We start from the raw sequence: 15,881 nt of genomic DNA, 5'->3' as shown, positions 1-15,881 counted from the left end.
ATGGCCAAGTTTGATACGTTGACCGTTCACGCCGGTTACACCCCGGACGCGACCGGCGCAGTGATGCCGGCGATTTACGCCACCTCCACCTACGCCCAACCGGCGCCGGGCGAACATACCGGCTATGAATATTCCCGCAGCGCCAACCCGACGCGCACCGCGCTGGAAAGCGCCATCGCCGAACTGGAAGGCGGCAGCCGCGGTTACGCCTTCGCCTCCGGCCTGGCGGCCTGCTCCACGGTGCTGGAACTGCTCGATAAAGACAGCCACCTGATCGCGGTGGACGACCTGTACGGCGGCACCTATCGCCTGCTGGAAAAAGTGCGCAGCCGCACCGCCGGCCTGCGCGTCACCTACGTGGCGCCGGCGGATCTCGCCCGATTGGAACAGGCGATCGAACCGGATACCAAAATGATCTGGGTGGAAACCCCGACCAACCCCTTGCTGAAACTGGCGGATCTGAGCGCCATCGCCGCGATCGCTAAAAAGCATCAGCTTATCAGCGTGGCGGACAATACCTTCGCTTCGCCGTATCTGCAGCGTCCGCTGGATCTGGGCTTTGACGTGGTGGTGCACTCCGCCACCAAATACCTCAACGGCCACTCCGACGTGGTGGCCGGCGTCGCGGCGGTGGGGGATAACCCGGCGCTGGCGGAACAGCTCGGTTTCCTGCAAAACGCCGTCGGCGGCATTCTCGATCCGTTCAGCAGCTTCCTGACGCTGCGCGGCATTCGCACTCTGGCCCTGCGCATGCAGCGCCACAGCGACAGCGCGCTGCGCATCGCCCAGTGGCTGGAGAGCCAGCCGCAGGTGGAAAACGTCTACTACCCCGGCCTGCCGAGCCATCCGCAGCATGCGCTGGCGGCACGCCAGATGACGCGCTTCGGCGGCATGATCTCGGTACGGTTGAAAGGCGACGACGCCTATGCGCGCCGGGTCATCCAGCGTTCGCGCCTGTTCACCCTGGCGGAAAGCCTGGGCGGCGTGGAAAGCCTGATCAGCCAGCCGTTCAGCATGACGCACGCCTCCATTCCGCTGGAACAGCGCCTGGCAACCGGCATCACGCCGCAGCTGGTGCGCCTGTCGGTGGGGATAGAGGATGTGGAAGATCTGATCGCCGATCTGCAGCAGGCGCTGGCGGAATAATCGCCGCATCAGCGCACGATCAGCCCGGCCGACGCGCCGGGCTTTTTTACGCCCGTCGTTCAGACGCCGATGACGTCCTGATAAAAACGGTGCGCCACATCGGGATGGGAGCGGATGCGGCCTTTCAGGTAGTTATACCCCACGTCGCGCAGCAACGGGTTGAGCGGATCGCTGGCCGGGCCGCGCGCCTGCGCCGCCAACTGCGGCGGCAATTGATACAGCGGCACCACCGCATCCAGCCGTGCGCCGAGGAAGAACGCGATCGACAGCCTGTCGCACCCCGCCGGCGGCGTTTCCACCCGGTGCACCGTGGCGCGCAGATAGCCGTTGGTCGCCAGTTCCAGCAGCTCGCCGATGTTCACCACGAAAGTGTCTTCACGCGGTTGGGCGTCGATCCACCGCCCTTCACTCACCTCCACCTGCAGCCCTTTTTGCGCGTCCTGCAGCAGGAAGCTGAGAAACCCGGAGTCCTTGTGCGCGCCGACACCCTGTGCGCTGCCGGTGGCGTCCCGCCCCGGATAGCGGATCAGTTTGATGTGCTCGTTGGGCTTCTCGCCGTACAAGCGATCGAACGCCTGCTCCGGCAGCGACAGCGCCAAAGCGAAAGCGCGCAGCAGCCGCAGCGACATGGCGGTCATCGCCTGTTGCCACTCCAGCAGCAGCGGTTTCAGCGCCGGCAGCGCCGCCGGCCACTGATTTGGCCCCTGCAGACGCGCCCAGCGCGGCGTGTCATCAGACAGCGTCAGCGCCGGGCGTTCGGCGCCGATATCGAACTGTTCGCGCCAGTCAGGCTGCCCGCGCGTGAGCTCCGCCGCCGCCCGGTTGTAACCGCGAAAGTGCGGCGAATGCACCATCTGCACCGCCAGCTTGTCGGCTTCCGGCAGGGCGAAAAATTGCCGCGCGGCGTGCTGCAGTCGCGCATTCAACGCGCCGTCCACGCCGTGCCCGCGCAGATAGAAAAAACCGACGTCGCGGGCCGCCGCGCGCAAATCGTCGAGAAAGGCGCGCCGCTGGCGCGCATCGCCGTCAAGCTGCGAAAGATCCAGCAGCGGCAACGTCTTCAGCGTCGTCAGGTGCGTCATCATGCGGTTCCTCTTCTTCCCCGATCACGATCGGGCTGCCGTACAGGCGAATAATCAACATTGTCACTCCCTGGCGGGTAGCTGCATTTGCCCCATAGTTACCATCGCGCTCGCCGGGACGGCCAATATTGTTGCGTTCTAAGTTATGCAAACGTTCAACAAACTGTCGCAAAACCGTCATCAATGTTTCTTATGCTCTGCGCAATTTCGCCGACGCCGCTGGCTGGCGACGTGCGCTATCCGCTATCCTGTAAACGACCTCATACCCTGCCTGCCGGAGAAATACTGATGGATTTAGCCTTATTCGACCTGGATGAAACCCTGATTGACGATGACAGCGCCAGCCTGTGGATCCGCTGGCTGGTCGGCCAGGGCTTCGCGCCGGCGGAGCTGGAACTGCAGGAGCAGCAGCTGATGCAGCTCTATTATCAGGGCAAGCTGTCGATGGAGGACTACATGCAGGCCACGCTGGCGCCGCTGACCGGCCTGAGCGTGCAAACCGTGGCCGGCTGGGTGCAACGCTACATCCGGCGCGACATCCTGCCGCGCGTCTATCCCGCCGCCCGTGAACGCCTGCAGTGGCACCGCGAACGCGGCGACTGCATCCTGGTGATCTCCGCCACCGGCGAACACCTGGTGGCGCCGATCGCCGAACAGCTCGGCGCCGACGATGCGCTGGCGATCGGCGTGGAAATCAGCGACGGCCGCTTCACCGGCCACACCTACGGCACCATGACCTACCAACAGGGCAAGGTGATCCGCCTGCAGCACTGGCTGGCGCAGCATCCGCACCTGAAGTTCGAGCACAGCCACGGCTACAGCGACTCCCTCAACGACAAGGCGATGCTGCAATTCGTCGACAGCGCCACGGTGATCAACCCCGACAGCGAGTTGAGCGCGCTGGCGGCGGAGCGCGGCTGGGAAGTGTGCCGCTGGGAGCGTTGATCGGCAGACAAAAAATGCCCTGCGGTGTGACAAAAAGCGCATTGTGGCGTAGGTATTAAGGGTCTTTAATCCGCTAACGGAGTTATCCCATGCTGACCATTTGGGGTCGTGAGAATTCGAACAACGTCAGGAAGGTGCTGTGGTGCGCCGCCGAACTGGGGCTGAGCTATACCCACATCAACGCCGGCGGCGCGTTCGGCAAGGTCAACGAAGAGAGTTACCGCGCGTTGAACCCGAACGGCCTGGTGCCGCTGCTGCAGGACGATGACTTCGTGCTGTGGGAGTCCAACACCATCGTGCGCTACCTGGCGGCGAAATTCGGCGACGCGGCGTTCTATCCGCAAGATCTGCAGGTGCGCGCCGCCGCCGAGAAATGGATGGACTGGACCACCTCGACCATCGTTCCGGCCTTCACCATCGTCTTTTGGGGCCTGATCCGCACCGCGCCGGAGCAACGCGACATGGCGAAAATCGAAGCGGCGATCGCCACGCTGGAAAAACACTTCGACGTCATTGAACAGACGCTGGCGCACCAGCCTTACCTCTCCGGCGACGCATTCGGCTTCGGCGATATCCCGCTCGGCAGCTTCGCCTACGGCTGGTTCGAGATGCCGATCGCCCGCCGCCCGCGGCCGAACATGGAGCGCTGGTATCAGCAGCTGCGCGCTCGCCCGGCCTATCAGCGCGGCGTGATGAGCGAGCTCACCTGACGCGTTCGGGGCGTTACGACGCCCCGACCTTCAGCAGCTTGCCGTCCCGTTCGTCCGTCAGCAGATACAAATAGCCATCCGGCCCGCTGCGCACCTCGCGGATGCGTTCGCCGCGATCGCCCAGCAGCCGCTCTTCCGCCACCACTTTGTCACCCTCCAGCGTCAGGCGAATCAGTGCCTTTTGCGCCAGCGCGCCGATGAACAGCGAGTGACGCCAGGCGGGGAAACGCTGCCCGTCATAGAACGCCATGCCGCTGAGGCCGGGCGAGACTCGCCAATAGTGCAGCGGTTGTTCGGTGCCGGGCACCCGTTCTCCTTTGGCCTCCGGGATCGGCTGGCCGGAATAGTTGATGCCGTAGGTGGCCAGCGGCCAGCCGTAGTTTTTACCCGGCAGCGGGATATTGAGCTCATCGCCGCCGCGCGGGCCGTGCTCGTGTTCCCAGATCGCGCCGCTCCACGGGTTCAACGCCAGCCCTTGCGGATTGCGGTGGCCGTAAGACCAGACCTCCGGGCGTTTACCTGCCTGGCCGACCCAGGGATTATCCGGTGGTATCGCGCCCTCGGCGGTCAGCCGCACCAGCTTGCCCTGCAGCTTGTCGGTCTCCTGCGCCGTCGGCCGCTGGTTGTTTTCGCCCAGCGCGATAAACAGGTAGCCCTGCCGATCGAACGCCAGCTTGCCGCCAAAGTGATTGCCGACCGACAGCTTGGGCTGCTGACGGAAGATCACCTTAAAGTTTTCCAGCCGCGCGCCGTCGTCACTCAGGCGGCCATAGCCGACCGCCGTGCCGGCTTTGCCGCCCTCGCCCGATTCGGCGAAGCTCAGGTACACCCGGCGGCTGGCAGCGAAGTCGGGCGCCGGCAACACCTCCAGCAGGCCGCCCTGTCCTTCGGCGTAGACCTGCGGCACGCCGGCGATCGGCGGCGACAGGCCTTTGCCTTGCTGCCACAGCCGCAGCCGGCCGGGCCGTTCGGTGATAAGCAGGCCTTGTTCCGCCGGCAAGAAGGCCAGCGACCACGGGTGTTCCAGGCCGTCCTGCAATTGGCTGACCGTCGGCGCGGCGTGCAGCAGGCCGCTGCACAGCAGCAAACCGGCCAGCAGAGTCAATCGGGGCATGGCGTCCTCCTGAAGATGAAATGACCCGTTTAGTGTAGTCCAGCCCATCGGAATGGGTGTTTACATTACATTTCAACGGGTTGCCTTTTAGCCGCAGTGTGCTTAAGTTAATCCATAACCCAGGAGGAAAAATGGACATTACCGTTACCGACGCGATTGACGAACATACCCTCGATGCGATCAGGCAAGGCCTGCGCGCTTACAACCTGCCGCATATCGACGCCAGCCACCGCAAGCCGCTCAGCGTCTATGCGCGCGACGAAGCCGGCACGGTGATCGGCGGCCTGACCGCCGAAACCTGGGGCAACTGGCTGAGCGTCGAGTGGCTGTGGGTGGCGGATACCCAGCGCGGCAGCGGCCTCGGTGGCCGGCTGATGCGCGCCGCCGAGCACGAGGCGCAGGCGCGCGGCTGCCGCTACGCCCGTCTCGACACCTTCAGCTTCCAGGCGCGGCCGTTCTACGAAAAGCTCGGCTATCAGCTGCAAATGACGCTGAAAGAGTATCCGGTGGAACACGAGTGCTATTTTCTTACCAAAACCCTGACTGATTGATGGATGGACAGATGGACAGCAAAAGCATGGTGGTGAACTGTGTGGCGTACAAAGCCGGCCAACGGCTGGGCGAAGTGACCATCGACGATATCAGCGAGGTGGTCAAACAGCCGGACACCTTCGTCTGGCTGGGGTTGCGGCAGCCGGAGCCGGCGTTTATGCGCAAGGTGCAGGAGGAGTTCGGACTGCACGATTTGGCGATCGAAGACGCGCTGTGCGCGCACCAGCGGCCGAAGCTGGAGACCTACGGCGACTCGCTGTTCATCGTGGTGAAAACCGCGCAGTGGGGCGAGCACGACGAAATCGAATACGGCGAAACCCACTTCTTCGTCGGCAAAAACTTTCTGGTGACGGTGCGCCACGGCGCCTCGCCCAGTTACGCGCCGATCCGCGCCAAAGCGGAAGAGAACCACAAGCAGATGTGCCGCGGGCCGGGCTTCGCCCTCTATTCGGTGTTGGACTTCGTGGTGGATAACTACCGCAGCGTGGTGACGCGCTTCGAGAGCACCATCGAGAACATCGAAGCCAACATGTTCCAGTCGGAGTTCGATCAGGCGGCGATCGAGAACGTCTATACCCTGCGCCGCCACCTGCTGGCGCTGCGCAACGCCGCGCTGCCGATGGATGAAATCTGCAACCAGCTGATTCGCCTGCACGAAGAGGTGATCCCGAAAGAGCTGCGCGCCTACGTGCGCGACGTGCAGGATCACGCGCATCAGGTGGTCAGCAACATCGACGACATGCGCGAAATGCTGACCAACGCCATGCACGTCAATCTGGCGCTGGTGACGGTCAAACAAAACGAAGTGGTGAAACGGCTGGCGGGTTGGGGGGCGATTTTGGCTATCCCGACGGTGATCTTCAGCCTGTACGGCATGAACTTCGCCGACATGCCGGAGTTGAAATTCCCGTGGGCCTATCACGCCACGCTGGGGGCGACCGCCGTCGGCTGTATTTTCCTGTATCAGAAGCTGAAGAAGTCAGGCTGGCTGTAAGCGCCAAAACGGCGGATTTTCCCGCCGGAGAAACGATCGGCGGGGCAGCCGGATCCGCCGACCGCCCCGCCGCTTCAATACAGCATCGGCCGCCGATCGCGATGCACATGATTGTGGCGGCCGATGTGTTTGTCATCGGCCGCGCCGATATCCATCGATGCCAGCACCATGCCTTCGCCTGTCAGGCTCTGCGTCAACGGATAGCCATCGGCGTCGACGATCACCGATCCGCCGATCCACGCAACGCCGCGTTCCGTTTCGCAACGATCGCACACCGCGATGAACAGCCGATTGACGGCGGCGTTGGCCTGCGCCTTCACCATCTCCGCCGGCCGTTCGCCCTGCGGGCGCGGCGCCAGCGGCCAGTTGACCGGTGCGCACAGCAGCTGAGCGCCGGCCAGCGCCGGCAGCCGCACCCATTCGGGGAATTCAAGATCGTAGCAGATCATCACCGCCAACCGGCCAAAGCGCGTCTCGACGACCGGCGGCGGCCGATCGCCGGGGGTAAAGATCGTGCTCTCCTCATGCCACAGGTGGGCCTTGCGGTAAATCGCCCTCACGCCCTGCGCATCGATCAACGCCGCGCTGTTGGCCACCCCGCCATCGGGCAGCCGCTCGCAGAAACCGGCGACGATCGCCACATCCAACTCGCGCGCCAGGGTCCCCCACAGGCTGAGGCTAGGCCCGTCCTCGGCTTCGGCCAACGCCAGCGCCTCCGCCTTATCGCGCAGCACGTAGCCGCTGTTCACCAACTCCGGCAACACGATGACGTTGGCGCCGCGCTGCGCCGCCCGGCGGATAGCCTGGGCGGACAGCGCCCGATTGTGATCCGCTTCCCCTACCCGCAACGCTAACTGGCAGCATGCGACGCTGATTTTTTCCTTCACTCCTGTTCTCCTTCCAATAACCCCTCGCAGCGCAACGCCACCCGCCGTTCGGCTTCGAGATCGAGCTTCCGGCACATTACGACATAAACGCTCCCGGCCACCAGCAGGCCGATCAGAAAAGCGATATCCGCGCCGCCCAGTAAAACAGCAAAGGGGCCAGTGTAAAAGCCCAACGTCATGAACGGCACCATCGCCAGCAGGCCGATCGCGTAGGCCGTCAGACCGGAGCCGCCCCATCGGCCGTAGATCCCCGCCGGGTTGAAGATTTCACCAATCGCGTAATGCCCGCCGCGCACCACGTAAAAGTCCATCAGGTTCACCGCCGTCCAGGGCACCAGGAAATACAGCATCAGCAGCACGAAGGTATTGAAGCTGGCGAGATAGCTCGCCGGGATGGCCAACGCCACCGCAAACACCGTCAGAGCGACGACGCCAATGCCGGTCATGCGTAATTTCAACGTCGGCGTCACTTTACGGAACGCGTCAATCGCGCTGAGGCTGGTCAGCATCGCGCCATAACAGTTGACCGCCATGATACCGACCAGCGAGGGCACGGCGATCAACACGGCCAACGTGCCAAACCCAGGATAGACGGCATTCCCCACCGCCTGTACGCTGCCGATCGCATCGGGGGCCGGTAAGGCTGAAGCCAGAAACGCCCCCAGCGACATCAGCCAAAGCGCCGATCCGGCCGCCCCCAGATAAGTCCAAAAGATCACGTTGGCAGACGGCGTTTCATGCGGCAAATAGCGCGAATAGTCGGAGACGTACACCGCGTAGCTGATTTGATAGCCGGCGGCCGCCGACAGCTGAATCAAAAAGGCCGCCCACGAAAAATGCCCGGCGCCGACGACGGCGTCCATCCGCAGCGACAGCACGGCACCGACCGCCAGCACGCCGAACACCGCCATCATCACATAGGTCAGCCAGCGCTGCACCGCATGCAGCATATCGTGGCCGACGATCGCCAACAGCACGGCCACCGCGATCAGCAACGCATACCAAGGCAGACGGTGACCCGGCAATACCGTGTTGATCGCATCAGTCGCGAGAATAACGTTGAACACGTTGAAACCGATGTAAACAAACACCACGGCGGCAAAGGGAACGATGGCGCCACGCAGGCCGAATTGGGCCCGCGACTGGATCATCTGTGGCAGCCCCATGCGCGGCCCCTGATTGGCATGACACGCCATGAAGAACGTGCCGAACCCCACGCCGACGACAATGGCCAGCATCGAATAAAGCGCGCCCAACCCCAACGCCGGGCCGGTGAAACCGACCACCATCGTCGTCAAAACGAAATTACCGGTGAACCAAAACGGCGCTTGATGCCAAACCTTGCCATGCCGCTCGTGACGGGGCACATAGTCTATCGAGCGCACTTCAATTTTTGGGCGTGGCGCCACATTGCGGTTGTTCATGTCCCACCTCATCGTTTCAACGCTCGGTTTGGGTCTGCAACTGCGGCGCCGGGCGGCTCAGCAGGCTGCCCAACACGAAGGCGACGCCGCCGCCCAGCAGACCGCCGTAGATCGGGCTGTTGGCGTCGATGCCGTGCCAGATCATCAGCCCCACCACGCACAGGCTGCCGGTCAGCATACTGGCGATGGCCCCAACGCTGGTGGCGCGCGGCCAGAAGATCGCCCCCACCAGCGGGATCAGCATGCCGCCCACCAACAGGTTGTAAGCCAGCGTCAGCGCCGCCAGTACGTCGCGCACCACAAACGCCAGCCCCAGCATGACCGCGCCCATGAAAAGCGTGGTGAAGCGCCCGGCGGCCAGCCCGCCGGAAGGTTTACGGCGGATGGCCGGCAGCACGTCCTCCAGCGCGATGGTCGAAGACGCCAACAGGCAGGCGCTGGCGGTGGACATCAGCGCCGCCAAGGCCGCGGCGGCCACCAGCCCGCTGACGCCAACCGGCAACACCGCTTGCGCGATGGCGGCGAAGGCGCCGTCGGTGTTGTTGAGCGACGGCAGCACGATCTTGCCGGCCATGCCGATCAGCGCGCCGGTCACGCCGTACAGCACGCAATAGACGCCCGCCCCCAGCCCGGCGAAGCGCGCCACATTGGCGCTACGGGCGGTGAACACCCGCTGCCAGATGTCCTGGCCGATCAGAATGCCGAAGAAGTAAATCAGGAAGAACACCAGAATGGTGTCCAGCCCGATCGACGACAGTTGGTAGTAACCGGCGGGCAGCAGGCTGGTGAACGCCTCCCAGCCGCCGGCCTTGACGATGCTCATCGGCATCAGCACCAGCATCATGCCGACGGTCATGATGATGCACTGAATGATGTCGGTCAGCGTCAGCGACCACATGCCGCCCAGCGTCGAATACAGCACTACCAGCCCGCCGCCGAGCAGGATGGATGCGCTGAACGACAGGCCGAACATCACCTGCATCACGCTGCCGATGGCGATGATCGAGGTCACCGCCACCATCAGGTCATACGCCAGCATGATCGCGCCGCTGGTGACCCGCGCCGCCGGGTGATAGCGCCGCGACAGCACCTGGCTGACGGTATACAGCTTCAGTTTGAGCAGCGGTTTGGCCAGCACCAGACTCAGCACCACAATGCCCAGCCCGAGCGCGCCGCACAGCCAGACGCCGGAGATGCCGTAGGTGTAGCCGAGCTTGACACTGCCGATGGTCGACGCGCCGCCGAGCACCACCGCCGACAGCGTGCCCAGATACAGCCCCGGCCCCAGGTTGCGCCCGGCCACCAGATACGCCTCTTTGGAGTTGGCGCGGCGAATGCCCATCCACCCCACCGCGCCTATCACCAGAAAGTAAAACACCACGACCAGCAGATCGAGATTCATGGGTACCTCCACTCCGTAGTTATTGTTATCAGGGGCCCCGACGCAACCGCTCCGCCGGTAGAGTCAGTGCGCCGGCCTCAACGGGCCGGCAGCACGCACAACATTTCAAACAACAGGTTGGCGGCCAGCAGCGCGGTGTTGCCGGAGCGATCGTAAGGCGGCGACACTTCCACCACGTCGCCGCCGACCAGGTTCAACCCACGGCAGCCGCGCACGATCTCCAGACCTTGCCAAACCGACAGCCCGCCGACCTCCGGCGTGCCGGTGCCCGGTGCGAAGGCCGGATCCAGCCCGTCGATATCGAAACTGAGATAAACCGGCGCTTCGCCCATCTGCTCGCGGATCTCCGCCATCAGCGGCGTCAGCGACCGGTGCCAGCAGGCCTCTGCCGGCACCACGCGGAAGCCCTGGCGGCGTGACCAGTCGAAGTCGTCCGCCGCATAGCCACTGCCGCGCAGGCCAATCTGCACCACCTTTTCCGGCGCCAGCAGCCCCTCCTCGAACGCGCGGCGGAAAGTGGTGCCGTGCGCCAGTTGTTCGCCGAACATCTCCTCGTTGGTATCGGAATGCGCATCGACGTGGATCAGCCCGACCGGACCATGACGACGGGCGACGGCGCGCAGCACCGGCAGCGTCAGGGTGTGATCGCCGCCGAGCGTCAACGGCGTGCAACCGTGCGCCAGGATCTCGCGGTAAGCCGCCTCGATGCGCTGCACGCTGTCCGCCAGGCTGTAGGGGTTGATGGCGACATCCCCCAGATCGGCCACCTGCAGCCGTTCGAACGGCGCAGAGCCGGTACCCATGTTGTAGGGGCGGATCATCACCGATTCCTGGCGGATCTGGCGCGGGCCATAGCGAGTGCCGCTGCGGTTGGAGGTGCCGATATCGAGCGGAACGCCGACGAAGGCGGCATCCAGACCGCGCGCCTGTTCGGCCGCGGGCAGGCGCATCATGGTGGGGAGGCCGGCAAAGCGCGGCATATCGTTACCGCTTTGGGGTTGGTTCAGCATGGCGTTTCCTTGTCTTTATCTGCGATGGATTGAAACATTTGAGCAACATTCGCAGGCTACCCCGTTGGCCACCTCGGCTACCATTCCCGCTTTTGCATGTAAACATCGAAAAACGCGATGCAACTAACTTATTGAAGTATTGATTTTTATTTAAAATTCATGCCATAAGGAAGGCCATATCTTCAGCGCCGCACCTATTTCTTCGATGTTAAAAATGGGTTAACCGGCCGACGTTCTGCGGAGGGGGCGATGCTCACCAACCTAAGCGATATCGATCTGAAACTGCTGCGGGTGTTCGTCGCAGTGGCGGAAGCCCAGGGTGTCAGCGCCGCGCAGGAAGCGCTGCTGATGAACCAATCCACCATCAGCACCCATCTGGCCTCGTTGGAAACCCGGCTGGGTTTTCGCCTGTGTCAGCGCGGGCGCTCCGGCTTCCGGCTGACGCCCAAGGGCGAACGCATGCTGATCGCCTGCCGCTCGCTGTTCAACGCCGCCCGCGACTTCACCCGGGTCAGCCAGTCGCTGAACGGCCTGCTGACCGGCGATCTGCAAATCGGTCTGGTGGATAACCTGGTTTCGCTGCCGGGCAATCCGTTCAGCCAGGCCATCAAACACTTCCAGCGCCGACATCAGGACGTGCAATTGCAGTGCCGCATCTGTTCGCCGAACGAGATTGAGCAAGGGCTGCTGCACCGGCAGCTCGATCTGGGCATCGGCTACTTCGGCCAACAGCTGGAAGCGTTGCGTTATCAGCCGTGGCTGGAGGAGACGCAGGCGATCTATTGCAGTGAGGATCACCCGCTGTTCGCGGTGGAAGAACCGGAGCGCGAGCAGATTGAAAACGCGCGCTGGGTCAAGCGCGGCTACCTGCTGGCGCAGCAGCTGTGCCCGATCGCGCCGCCACATCTGGCGGCGGTGGCTCACCATATGGAAAGCGTCGCCCATCTGGTGCTGAGCGGCACCTGTCTTGGCTATCTGCCCACCCACTACGCGGCGCGCTGGGTGGAACAGGGGCTGCTGCGGCAGTTGGGCGGCGCAGCGCTCTCTTACCGCGCCACGCTCAGCCTGGTCAGCCGCCCCGTCCAGCCCGACGAGGCGTTGAACGCGCTGCTGGAGGATTTGGCGCGCGCCGCACGCCCATCACCTCATCGCTGAGAGGCCAGCGCCCGATTCATGGCAAACAGCGTGCCGGTTAAAGACAGGACGAGGAACCCGATGATGGCCCAGGCGAAAGAGGCCGTCCCGCCCCTGTCGAGCACCATGCCGCCGACCGCGCCACCGGCGGCCACAGCGGTATTCCAGCCCGTCGTATACATGGACTGCGCCACGTCGGCCGCGCGGCCGGAAAGCCGTGACAATGCCGTCTGCGTGAGGGTGGCGAAACCGCCGAAAGCCACGCCCCACAATGCGACGGAGAGATAGACAATCGGGGCCGCCCGTCCCCCACTCCCCAGCAGCACGGCGGCGAAGGAAAAGATAACGATACTCGTCACCGTAAGAGATTGGACTCGCCGATCGACCAGCATCCCGGCAATGCCTAATCCGGCAATCGCGCCCAGCCCGAAGATAAACAGAACGATATCGACCCGCTCGGATAACCCCGACGGCTTGAGGAAAGGCTCCAGGTAGATATACAGAATGTTGTGGGCAACGATGAAGGTGAACACCACGAACAGCACGGCGCGGATCCCGCACTGCAAGAAGACGCCGCTCAGAGACGGGCGATGCGCCTTAGCCTGGCCGGGGAAATCCGGCACAATGGCGATGATCCACGCCACGAGCGCGAGCGCCATCAACGTCATCAGGCCAAAGGCGCCCTGCCAACCGATGGCTCGACCAAGCAACGTGCCAAGCGGTACGCCGAGCACCAACGCCAGAGTGGCGCCGGCGCCGGAGATCGCAATAGCGCGGCCGCCAAGATGAGCCGGTGACATGCGCACGGCGTAACCGGCCAGCAAAGACCAAACGATGCCGCCGAAAACGCCGGCGAAGAAACGCGTCGCCAATGAGACATGGTAATCATGCGACAGCGCCGTGACGAGGTTGACGATGGCAAAACCGCAGATCGCGCTCAACAGCAAGGGGCGGCGCCGCATGCCTTGCGTTAATGCGGTCAGCGGAATGGCGGCGACCAACGCGCCCACCGCATAGGCGGTGATGAATTGCCCCGCCAGGCTTTCAGACACGTTCAAATCGCCCGCGATCGAAGAAAGCACGCCCGCCGGCATGATCTCGGTCAGCAGCGTGATGAAAGCGGCCATCGCCAATGCCAGTAAGCCCCCCAGCGGCAACCGCTCGATGCTCCCGGCAGGCGCAGATATCGTCGTTTGATTCATCAATCACTCCCCATTCAAAGATGTTTCCGCCCATCGCGGATGACGGTTGCATCATGCTGCCCACTCGCCGATAAAAGAAAAATAGGCTAAAGTGAACAACACTCATGACTAATAAGTCATCAATAGAATGGAAGCCTATGGAAAGCTTGGGTTCTCTCGACGTTTTCGTCCGGGTCAGTGAAAGCCGCAGTTTCACGGCGGCCGGGCAACAGCTGGGGATCTCCGCCTCGGCGGTCAGCAAAACCATCGCCCGGCTGGAGGAACGGCTCAGCGTGCGCCTGTTTCACCGTTCCACCCGCACGGTCAACCTGACGCCGGAAGGGGCCTTGTTCCTGGAAAGGTGTCGGCGCATTTTGAGTGAGGTGAAAGAGGCGGAAGCCGAGCTGTTGCAAACGCGGGGAACGCCTCAGGGCAAGCTGCGCATCAGCCTCCCGTCGCTGGGCACGCTCTTCATGCCAAAACTGGGAGACTTCAAGCGCCGCTATCCTGAGATCGAGCTGGATATTGATTATTCGGATCGGCTGGTTGACGTGATTGAGGAAGGTTTCGATGCCGTTATCCGCAGCGGAACCCCGAGTGACTCACGGCTGGTTGCCCGCCGGCTGGGTACCTGCCGCAAGGTTTTCGTTGGCGCGCCGGGTTATTTCAGCAAAGCGGGTATGCCGCGCAAGCCAGAGGATCTGACAAGCCATGCCCGTTTGCATTATCGCTTTCCCAGCACCGGCAAACTGGATATCTGGCCGCTGGGGGACAAGACGGAGATGCTCCCCGAACGGCCAGCCAGCATGGTGACAAATACCCTCGATCCGCAGGTGTGCTTCGCGGAACAAGGGCTGGGCATTGCTTATTTGCCGGAGATCGCCGTGCGCAGACAGCTGGAACAGGGCAGCCTGGTGACGGTTTTGGATGAATACCACCGCGAGAACATGGTCTTTCATGTCCTCTGGCCGTCGGGCCGCCACCTGTCAGTCAAAATCAGGCTGTTCGTCGACTTTGTGACGAGCCATCTGTTCCCGCTTTAAACGACATATACCGTCTTAACTGACCGGCATGCGCGCCGGATCGGGATGCTGGTACTCGAAACCCAGCTCGTTGCAGATGCGGTTGCCGTCCACCAGTCGCTCATCCTGCTCCGCCTCGTCGGCGAACTGCGGCGGCTCCAGGTGCAACTGCTCGGCCAGCGCCGGATAAAATTCGCGTTTGGCCGGATGACGCGGCGCGCACAGGTTGTACACGTGGCCCCCCTTCGGCAGCTTCAGCAACAGTTGGATGGCGGCGATGACGTCGTCCTGGTGCACCAGATTTACCCCCTGCGAACCGCCCTTCACGTCGAGTTTTCCCGCCAGGAAGCGGCCGGGGTGACGATCGGCGCCCACCAGCCCCGCCAGGCGCAGAATGTCCACCGAGGTATTCGGCAATTCATGCAGCCAACGTTCGAGCTCGGCCAACACCCGGCCCGACGGCGAGACCGGCCGCAGCGGCGACTCTTCGCGCAGCGTGCCGGCGGTTTCGCCGTACACCGAGGTGGAACTGGTGAAGATCACCCGCGGCACGCCAAAGGCCATCGCGCTGTCCACCAGCATGCGCACCGCATTGAAATAGTTTTCGCTGCCTTCGACGGTGCGGCGAGCGGGCAGTGTCACCACCAGCGCATCCACGCGCAGCAGCGATTCCAGATCGTCCGGATCGCACACCAGCTCCGGCGTCAGCTCCAGTTGGTAACATTCGATGCCGCTCATGCGCGCGGCCTCGACGCCGTCCGGCGTGGTTTTGCTGCCGACCACGTCATACCCGCGCCCCATCAGCGACAGCGCCAACGGCATGCCCAGCCAACCCAAACCAATAATGGCTACCTTTTTCATCCTCTTCCTCTCCTGAAGATCGCAGCGCCCTACCCCTAAGGCTACGCCACTGCGCACGGCGATACAATCTGCCCGGCTTAAGGTCAGGTAAAGCCGTCTGTGGCTAATAACCTAACCTGTTTCAATAAATTAAATTTATGACGTTAAAAAAGGGTTGCGCGGTGGACAGCGGATAGTTTAGCTTAATTGGCATACGGTTTTTACCGGCTTTTGATTAGAGAAAAACACCATGACACGCGTTCAGTTCAACCACCATCATCACCATCACCCTGACTAGTCTTTCAGGCGATGAGTGCTGGAAGACGGTTTGTTAATCTTCCAGTGGCGCGCAGAACGCAAGAGAGAGCCCTCGGAAGATTTCTTCCGAGGGTTTTTTTTTGGCTCCGGACAGACAGAAAAGAATAGTTTTTACAATAA

Annotated in this window: 17 protein-coding genes and 1 other annotated feature; of the genes, 8 read left to right on the top strand and 9 right to left on the bottom strand. The window is 62.9% G+C overall.

Annotated elements, in window-relative coordinates:
- On the top strand, positions 1–1,146 hold the full coding sequence (locus ACJ8PL_RS03795) for a trans-sulfuration enzyme family protein (RefSeq protein ID WP_016928387.1): 1,146 nt from the start codon (positions 1–3) through the stop codon (positions 1,144–1,146).
- Positions 1,147–1,205: 59 nt separating this feature from the next.
- Here the strand turns inward: ACJ8PL_RS03795 and ACJ8PL_RS03790 are convergent, their stop codons facing one another.
- On the bottom strand, positions 1,206–2,228 hold the full coding sequence (locus ACJ8PL_RS03790; protein WP_240294079.1) for an isopenicillin N synthase family dioxygenase: 1,023 nt from the start codon (positions 2,226–2,228) through the stop codon (positions 1,206–1,208).
- A complete protein-coding gene (locus ACJ8PL_RS03785; RefSeq protein WP_100225598.1) occupies positions 2,173–2,409 on the bottom strand; it encodes a hypothetical protein in 237 nt (78 codons plus the stop codon). The genes ACJ8PL_RS03790 and ACJ8PL_RS03785 overlap by 56 nt, the downstream gene beginning before the upstream one ends.
- A 107-nt stretch (positions 2,410–2,516) precedes the next feature.
- Here ACJ8PL_RS03785 and ACJ8PL_RS03780 point away from each other — a divergent pair, with 107 nt between their 5' ends.
- Together ACJ8PL_RS03780 and ACJ8PL_RS03775 are read left to right on the top strand one after the other, a co-directional pair.
- Positions 2,517–3,173, top strand: a complete 657-nt coding sequence (locus tag ACJ8PL_RS03780) for an HAD family hydrolase (RefSeq protein WP_016928389.1) — start codon at positions 2,517–2,519, stop codon at positions 3,171–3,173.
- An 89-nt stretch (positions 3,174–3,262) separates the two neighbouring features.
- Positions 3,263–3,883 (top strand): glutathione S-transferase family protein, encoded by a 621-nt coding sequence (locus tag ACJ8PL_RS03775; protein ID WP_016928390.1) that lies wholly within the window; start codon positions 3,263–3,265, stop codon positions 3,881–3,883.
- 13 nt (positions 3,884–3,896) lie between these two features.
- On the opposite strand, the gene ACJ8PL_RS03770 is transcribed toward ACJ8PL_RS03775, so the two are convergent.
- On the bottom strand, positions 3,897–4,997 hold the full coding sequence (locus ACJ8PL_RS03770) for a PQQ-dependent sugar dehydrogenase (protein ID WP_016928391.1): 1,101 nt from the start codon (positions 4,995–4,997) through the stop codon (positions 3,897–3,899).
- A gap of 131 nt (positions 4,998–5,128) precedes the next feature.
- Between ACJ8PL_RS03770 and ACJ8PL_RS03765 the strand changes: the two genes are divergently transcribed.
- Positions 5,129–5,548: a GNAT family N-acetyltransferase gene (locus tag ACJ8PL_RS03765; RefSeq protein WP_016928392.1), complete on the top strand. Its 420-nt coding sequence runs from the start codon at positions 5,129–5,131 to the stop codon at positions 5,546–5,548.
- Positions 5,549–5,559: 11 nt separating this feature from the next.
- Complete coding sequence (locus tag ACJ8PL_RS03760; protein WP_015377262.1) at positions 5,560–6,543, top strand: magnesium and cobalt transport protein CorA; 984 nt, start codon at positions 5,560–5,562, stop codon at positions 6,541–6,543.
- A 74-nt stretch (positions 6,544–6,617) separates the two neighbouring features.
- On the opposite strand, the gene ACJ8PL_RS03755 is transcribed toward ACJ8PL_RS03760, so the two are convergent.
- From ACJ8PL_RS03755 to speB, 4 genes are all read right to left on the bottom strand, one after another.
- On the bottom strand, positions 6,618–7,430 hold the full coding sequence (locus ACJ8PL_RS03755; protein ID WP_016928394.1) for a nitrilase-related carbon-nitrogen hydrolase: 813 nt from the start codon (positions 7,428–7,430) through the stop codon (positions 6,618–6,620).
- Positions 7,427–8,854: a purine-cytosine permease family protein gene (locus tag ACJ8PL_RS03750; RefSeq protein WP_240293971.1), complete on the bottom strand. Its 1,428-nt coding sequence runs from the start codon at positions 8,852–8,854 to the stop codon at positions 7,427–7,429. Before ACJ8PL_RS03750 ends, ACJ8PL_RS03755 begins: the two co-directional genes overlap by 4 nt.
- A 16-nt stretch (positions 8,855–8,870) precedes the next feature.
- Positions 8,871–10,256, bottom strand: a complete 1,386-nt coding sequence (locus ACJ8PL_RS03745; protein WP_442530826.1) for a sodium:solute symporter — start codon at positions 10,254–10,256, stop codon at positions 8,871–8,873.
- Positions 10,257–10,333: 77 nt separating this feature from the next.
- Positions 10,334–11,266, bottom strand: coding sequence for an agmatinase (gene speB, locus ACJ8PL_RS03740; RefSeq protein ID WP_197829205.1), 933 nt, complete (start codon positions 11,264–11,266; stop codon positions 10,334–10,336).
- Positions 11,267–11,515: 249 nt separating this feature from the next.
- Here speB and ACJ8PL_RS03735 point away from each other — a divergent pair, with 249 nt between their 5' ends.
- Positions 11,516–12,421 carry a LysR family transcriptional regulator gene (locus ACJ8PL_RS03735; RefSeq protein ID WP_016928398.1) on the top strand — a complete coding sequence of 302 codons (906 nt, stop codon included), beginning with the start codon at positions 11,516–11,518 and terminating at the stop codon, positions 12,419–12,421.
- Here the strand turns inward: ACJ8PL_RS03735 and ACJ8PL_RS03730 are convergent.
- Entirely contained in the window at positions 12,412–13,602 is a 1,191-nt protein-coding gene (locus tag ACJ8PL_RS03730; protein ID WP_028127964.1) for an MFS transporter, read from the bottom strand. The two genes, ACJ8PL_RS03735 and ACJ8PL_RS03730, sit on opposite strands and share 10 nt — an antisense overlap.
- A 137-nt stretch (positions 13,603–13,739) precedes the next feature.
- Here ACJ8PL_RS03730 and ACJ8PL_RS03725 point away from each other — a divergent pair, with 137 nt between their 5' ends.
- Positions 13,740–14,624 (top strand): LysR family transcriptional regulator, encoded by an 885-nt coding sequence (locus tag ACJ8PL_RS03725; protein ID WP_016928400.1) that lies wholly within the window; start codon positions 13,740–13,742, stop codon positions 14,622–14,624.
- 15 nt (positions 14,625–14,639) lie between these two features.
- On the opposite strand, the gene ACJ8PL_RS03720 is transcribed toward ACJ8PL_RS03725, so the two are convergent.
- A complete protein-coding gene (locus ACJ8PL_RS03720) occupies positions 14,640–15,464 on the bottom strand; it encodes an SDR family oxidoreductase (RefSeq protein ID WP_016928401.1) in 825 nt (274 codons plus the stop codon).
- A 229-nt stretch (positions 15,465–15,693) separates the two neighbouring features.
- Here ACJ8PL_RS03720 and hisL point away from each other — a divergent pair, with 229 nt between their 5' ends.
- The gene (gene hisL, locus ACJ8PL_RS03715) at positions 15,694–15,741 is read left to right on the top strand and encodes a his operon leader peptide (protein WP_100396937.1); all 48 of its coding nucleotides are present in this window, start codon (positions 15,694–15,696) and stop codon (positions 15,739–15,741) included.
- Positions 15,717–15,843: a sequence feature (His leader region), on the top strand. It overlaps the preceding gene by 25 nt.
- Positions 15,844–15,881 lie beyond the last annotated feature (38 nt).

Origin of the sequence: Serratia sp. CY83965 (genome assembly GCF_052166375.1) — a bacterium.
Lineage (GTDB): Bacteria > Pseudomonadota > Gammaproteobacteria > Enterobacterales > Enterobacteriaceae > Serratia > Serratia marcescens.
This window is presented reverse-complemented; position numbering and strand designations above follow the sequence as displayed.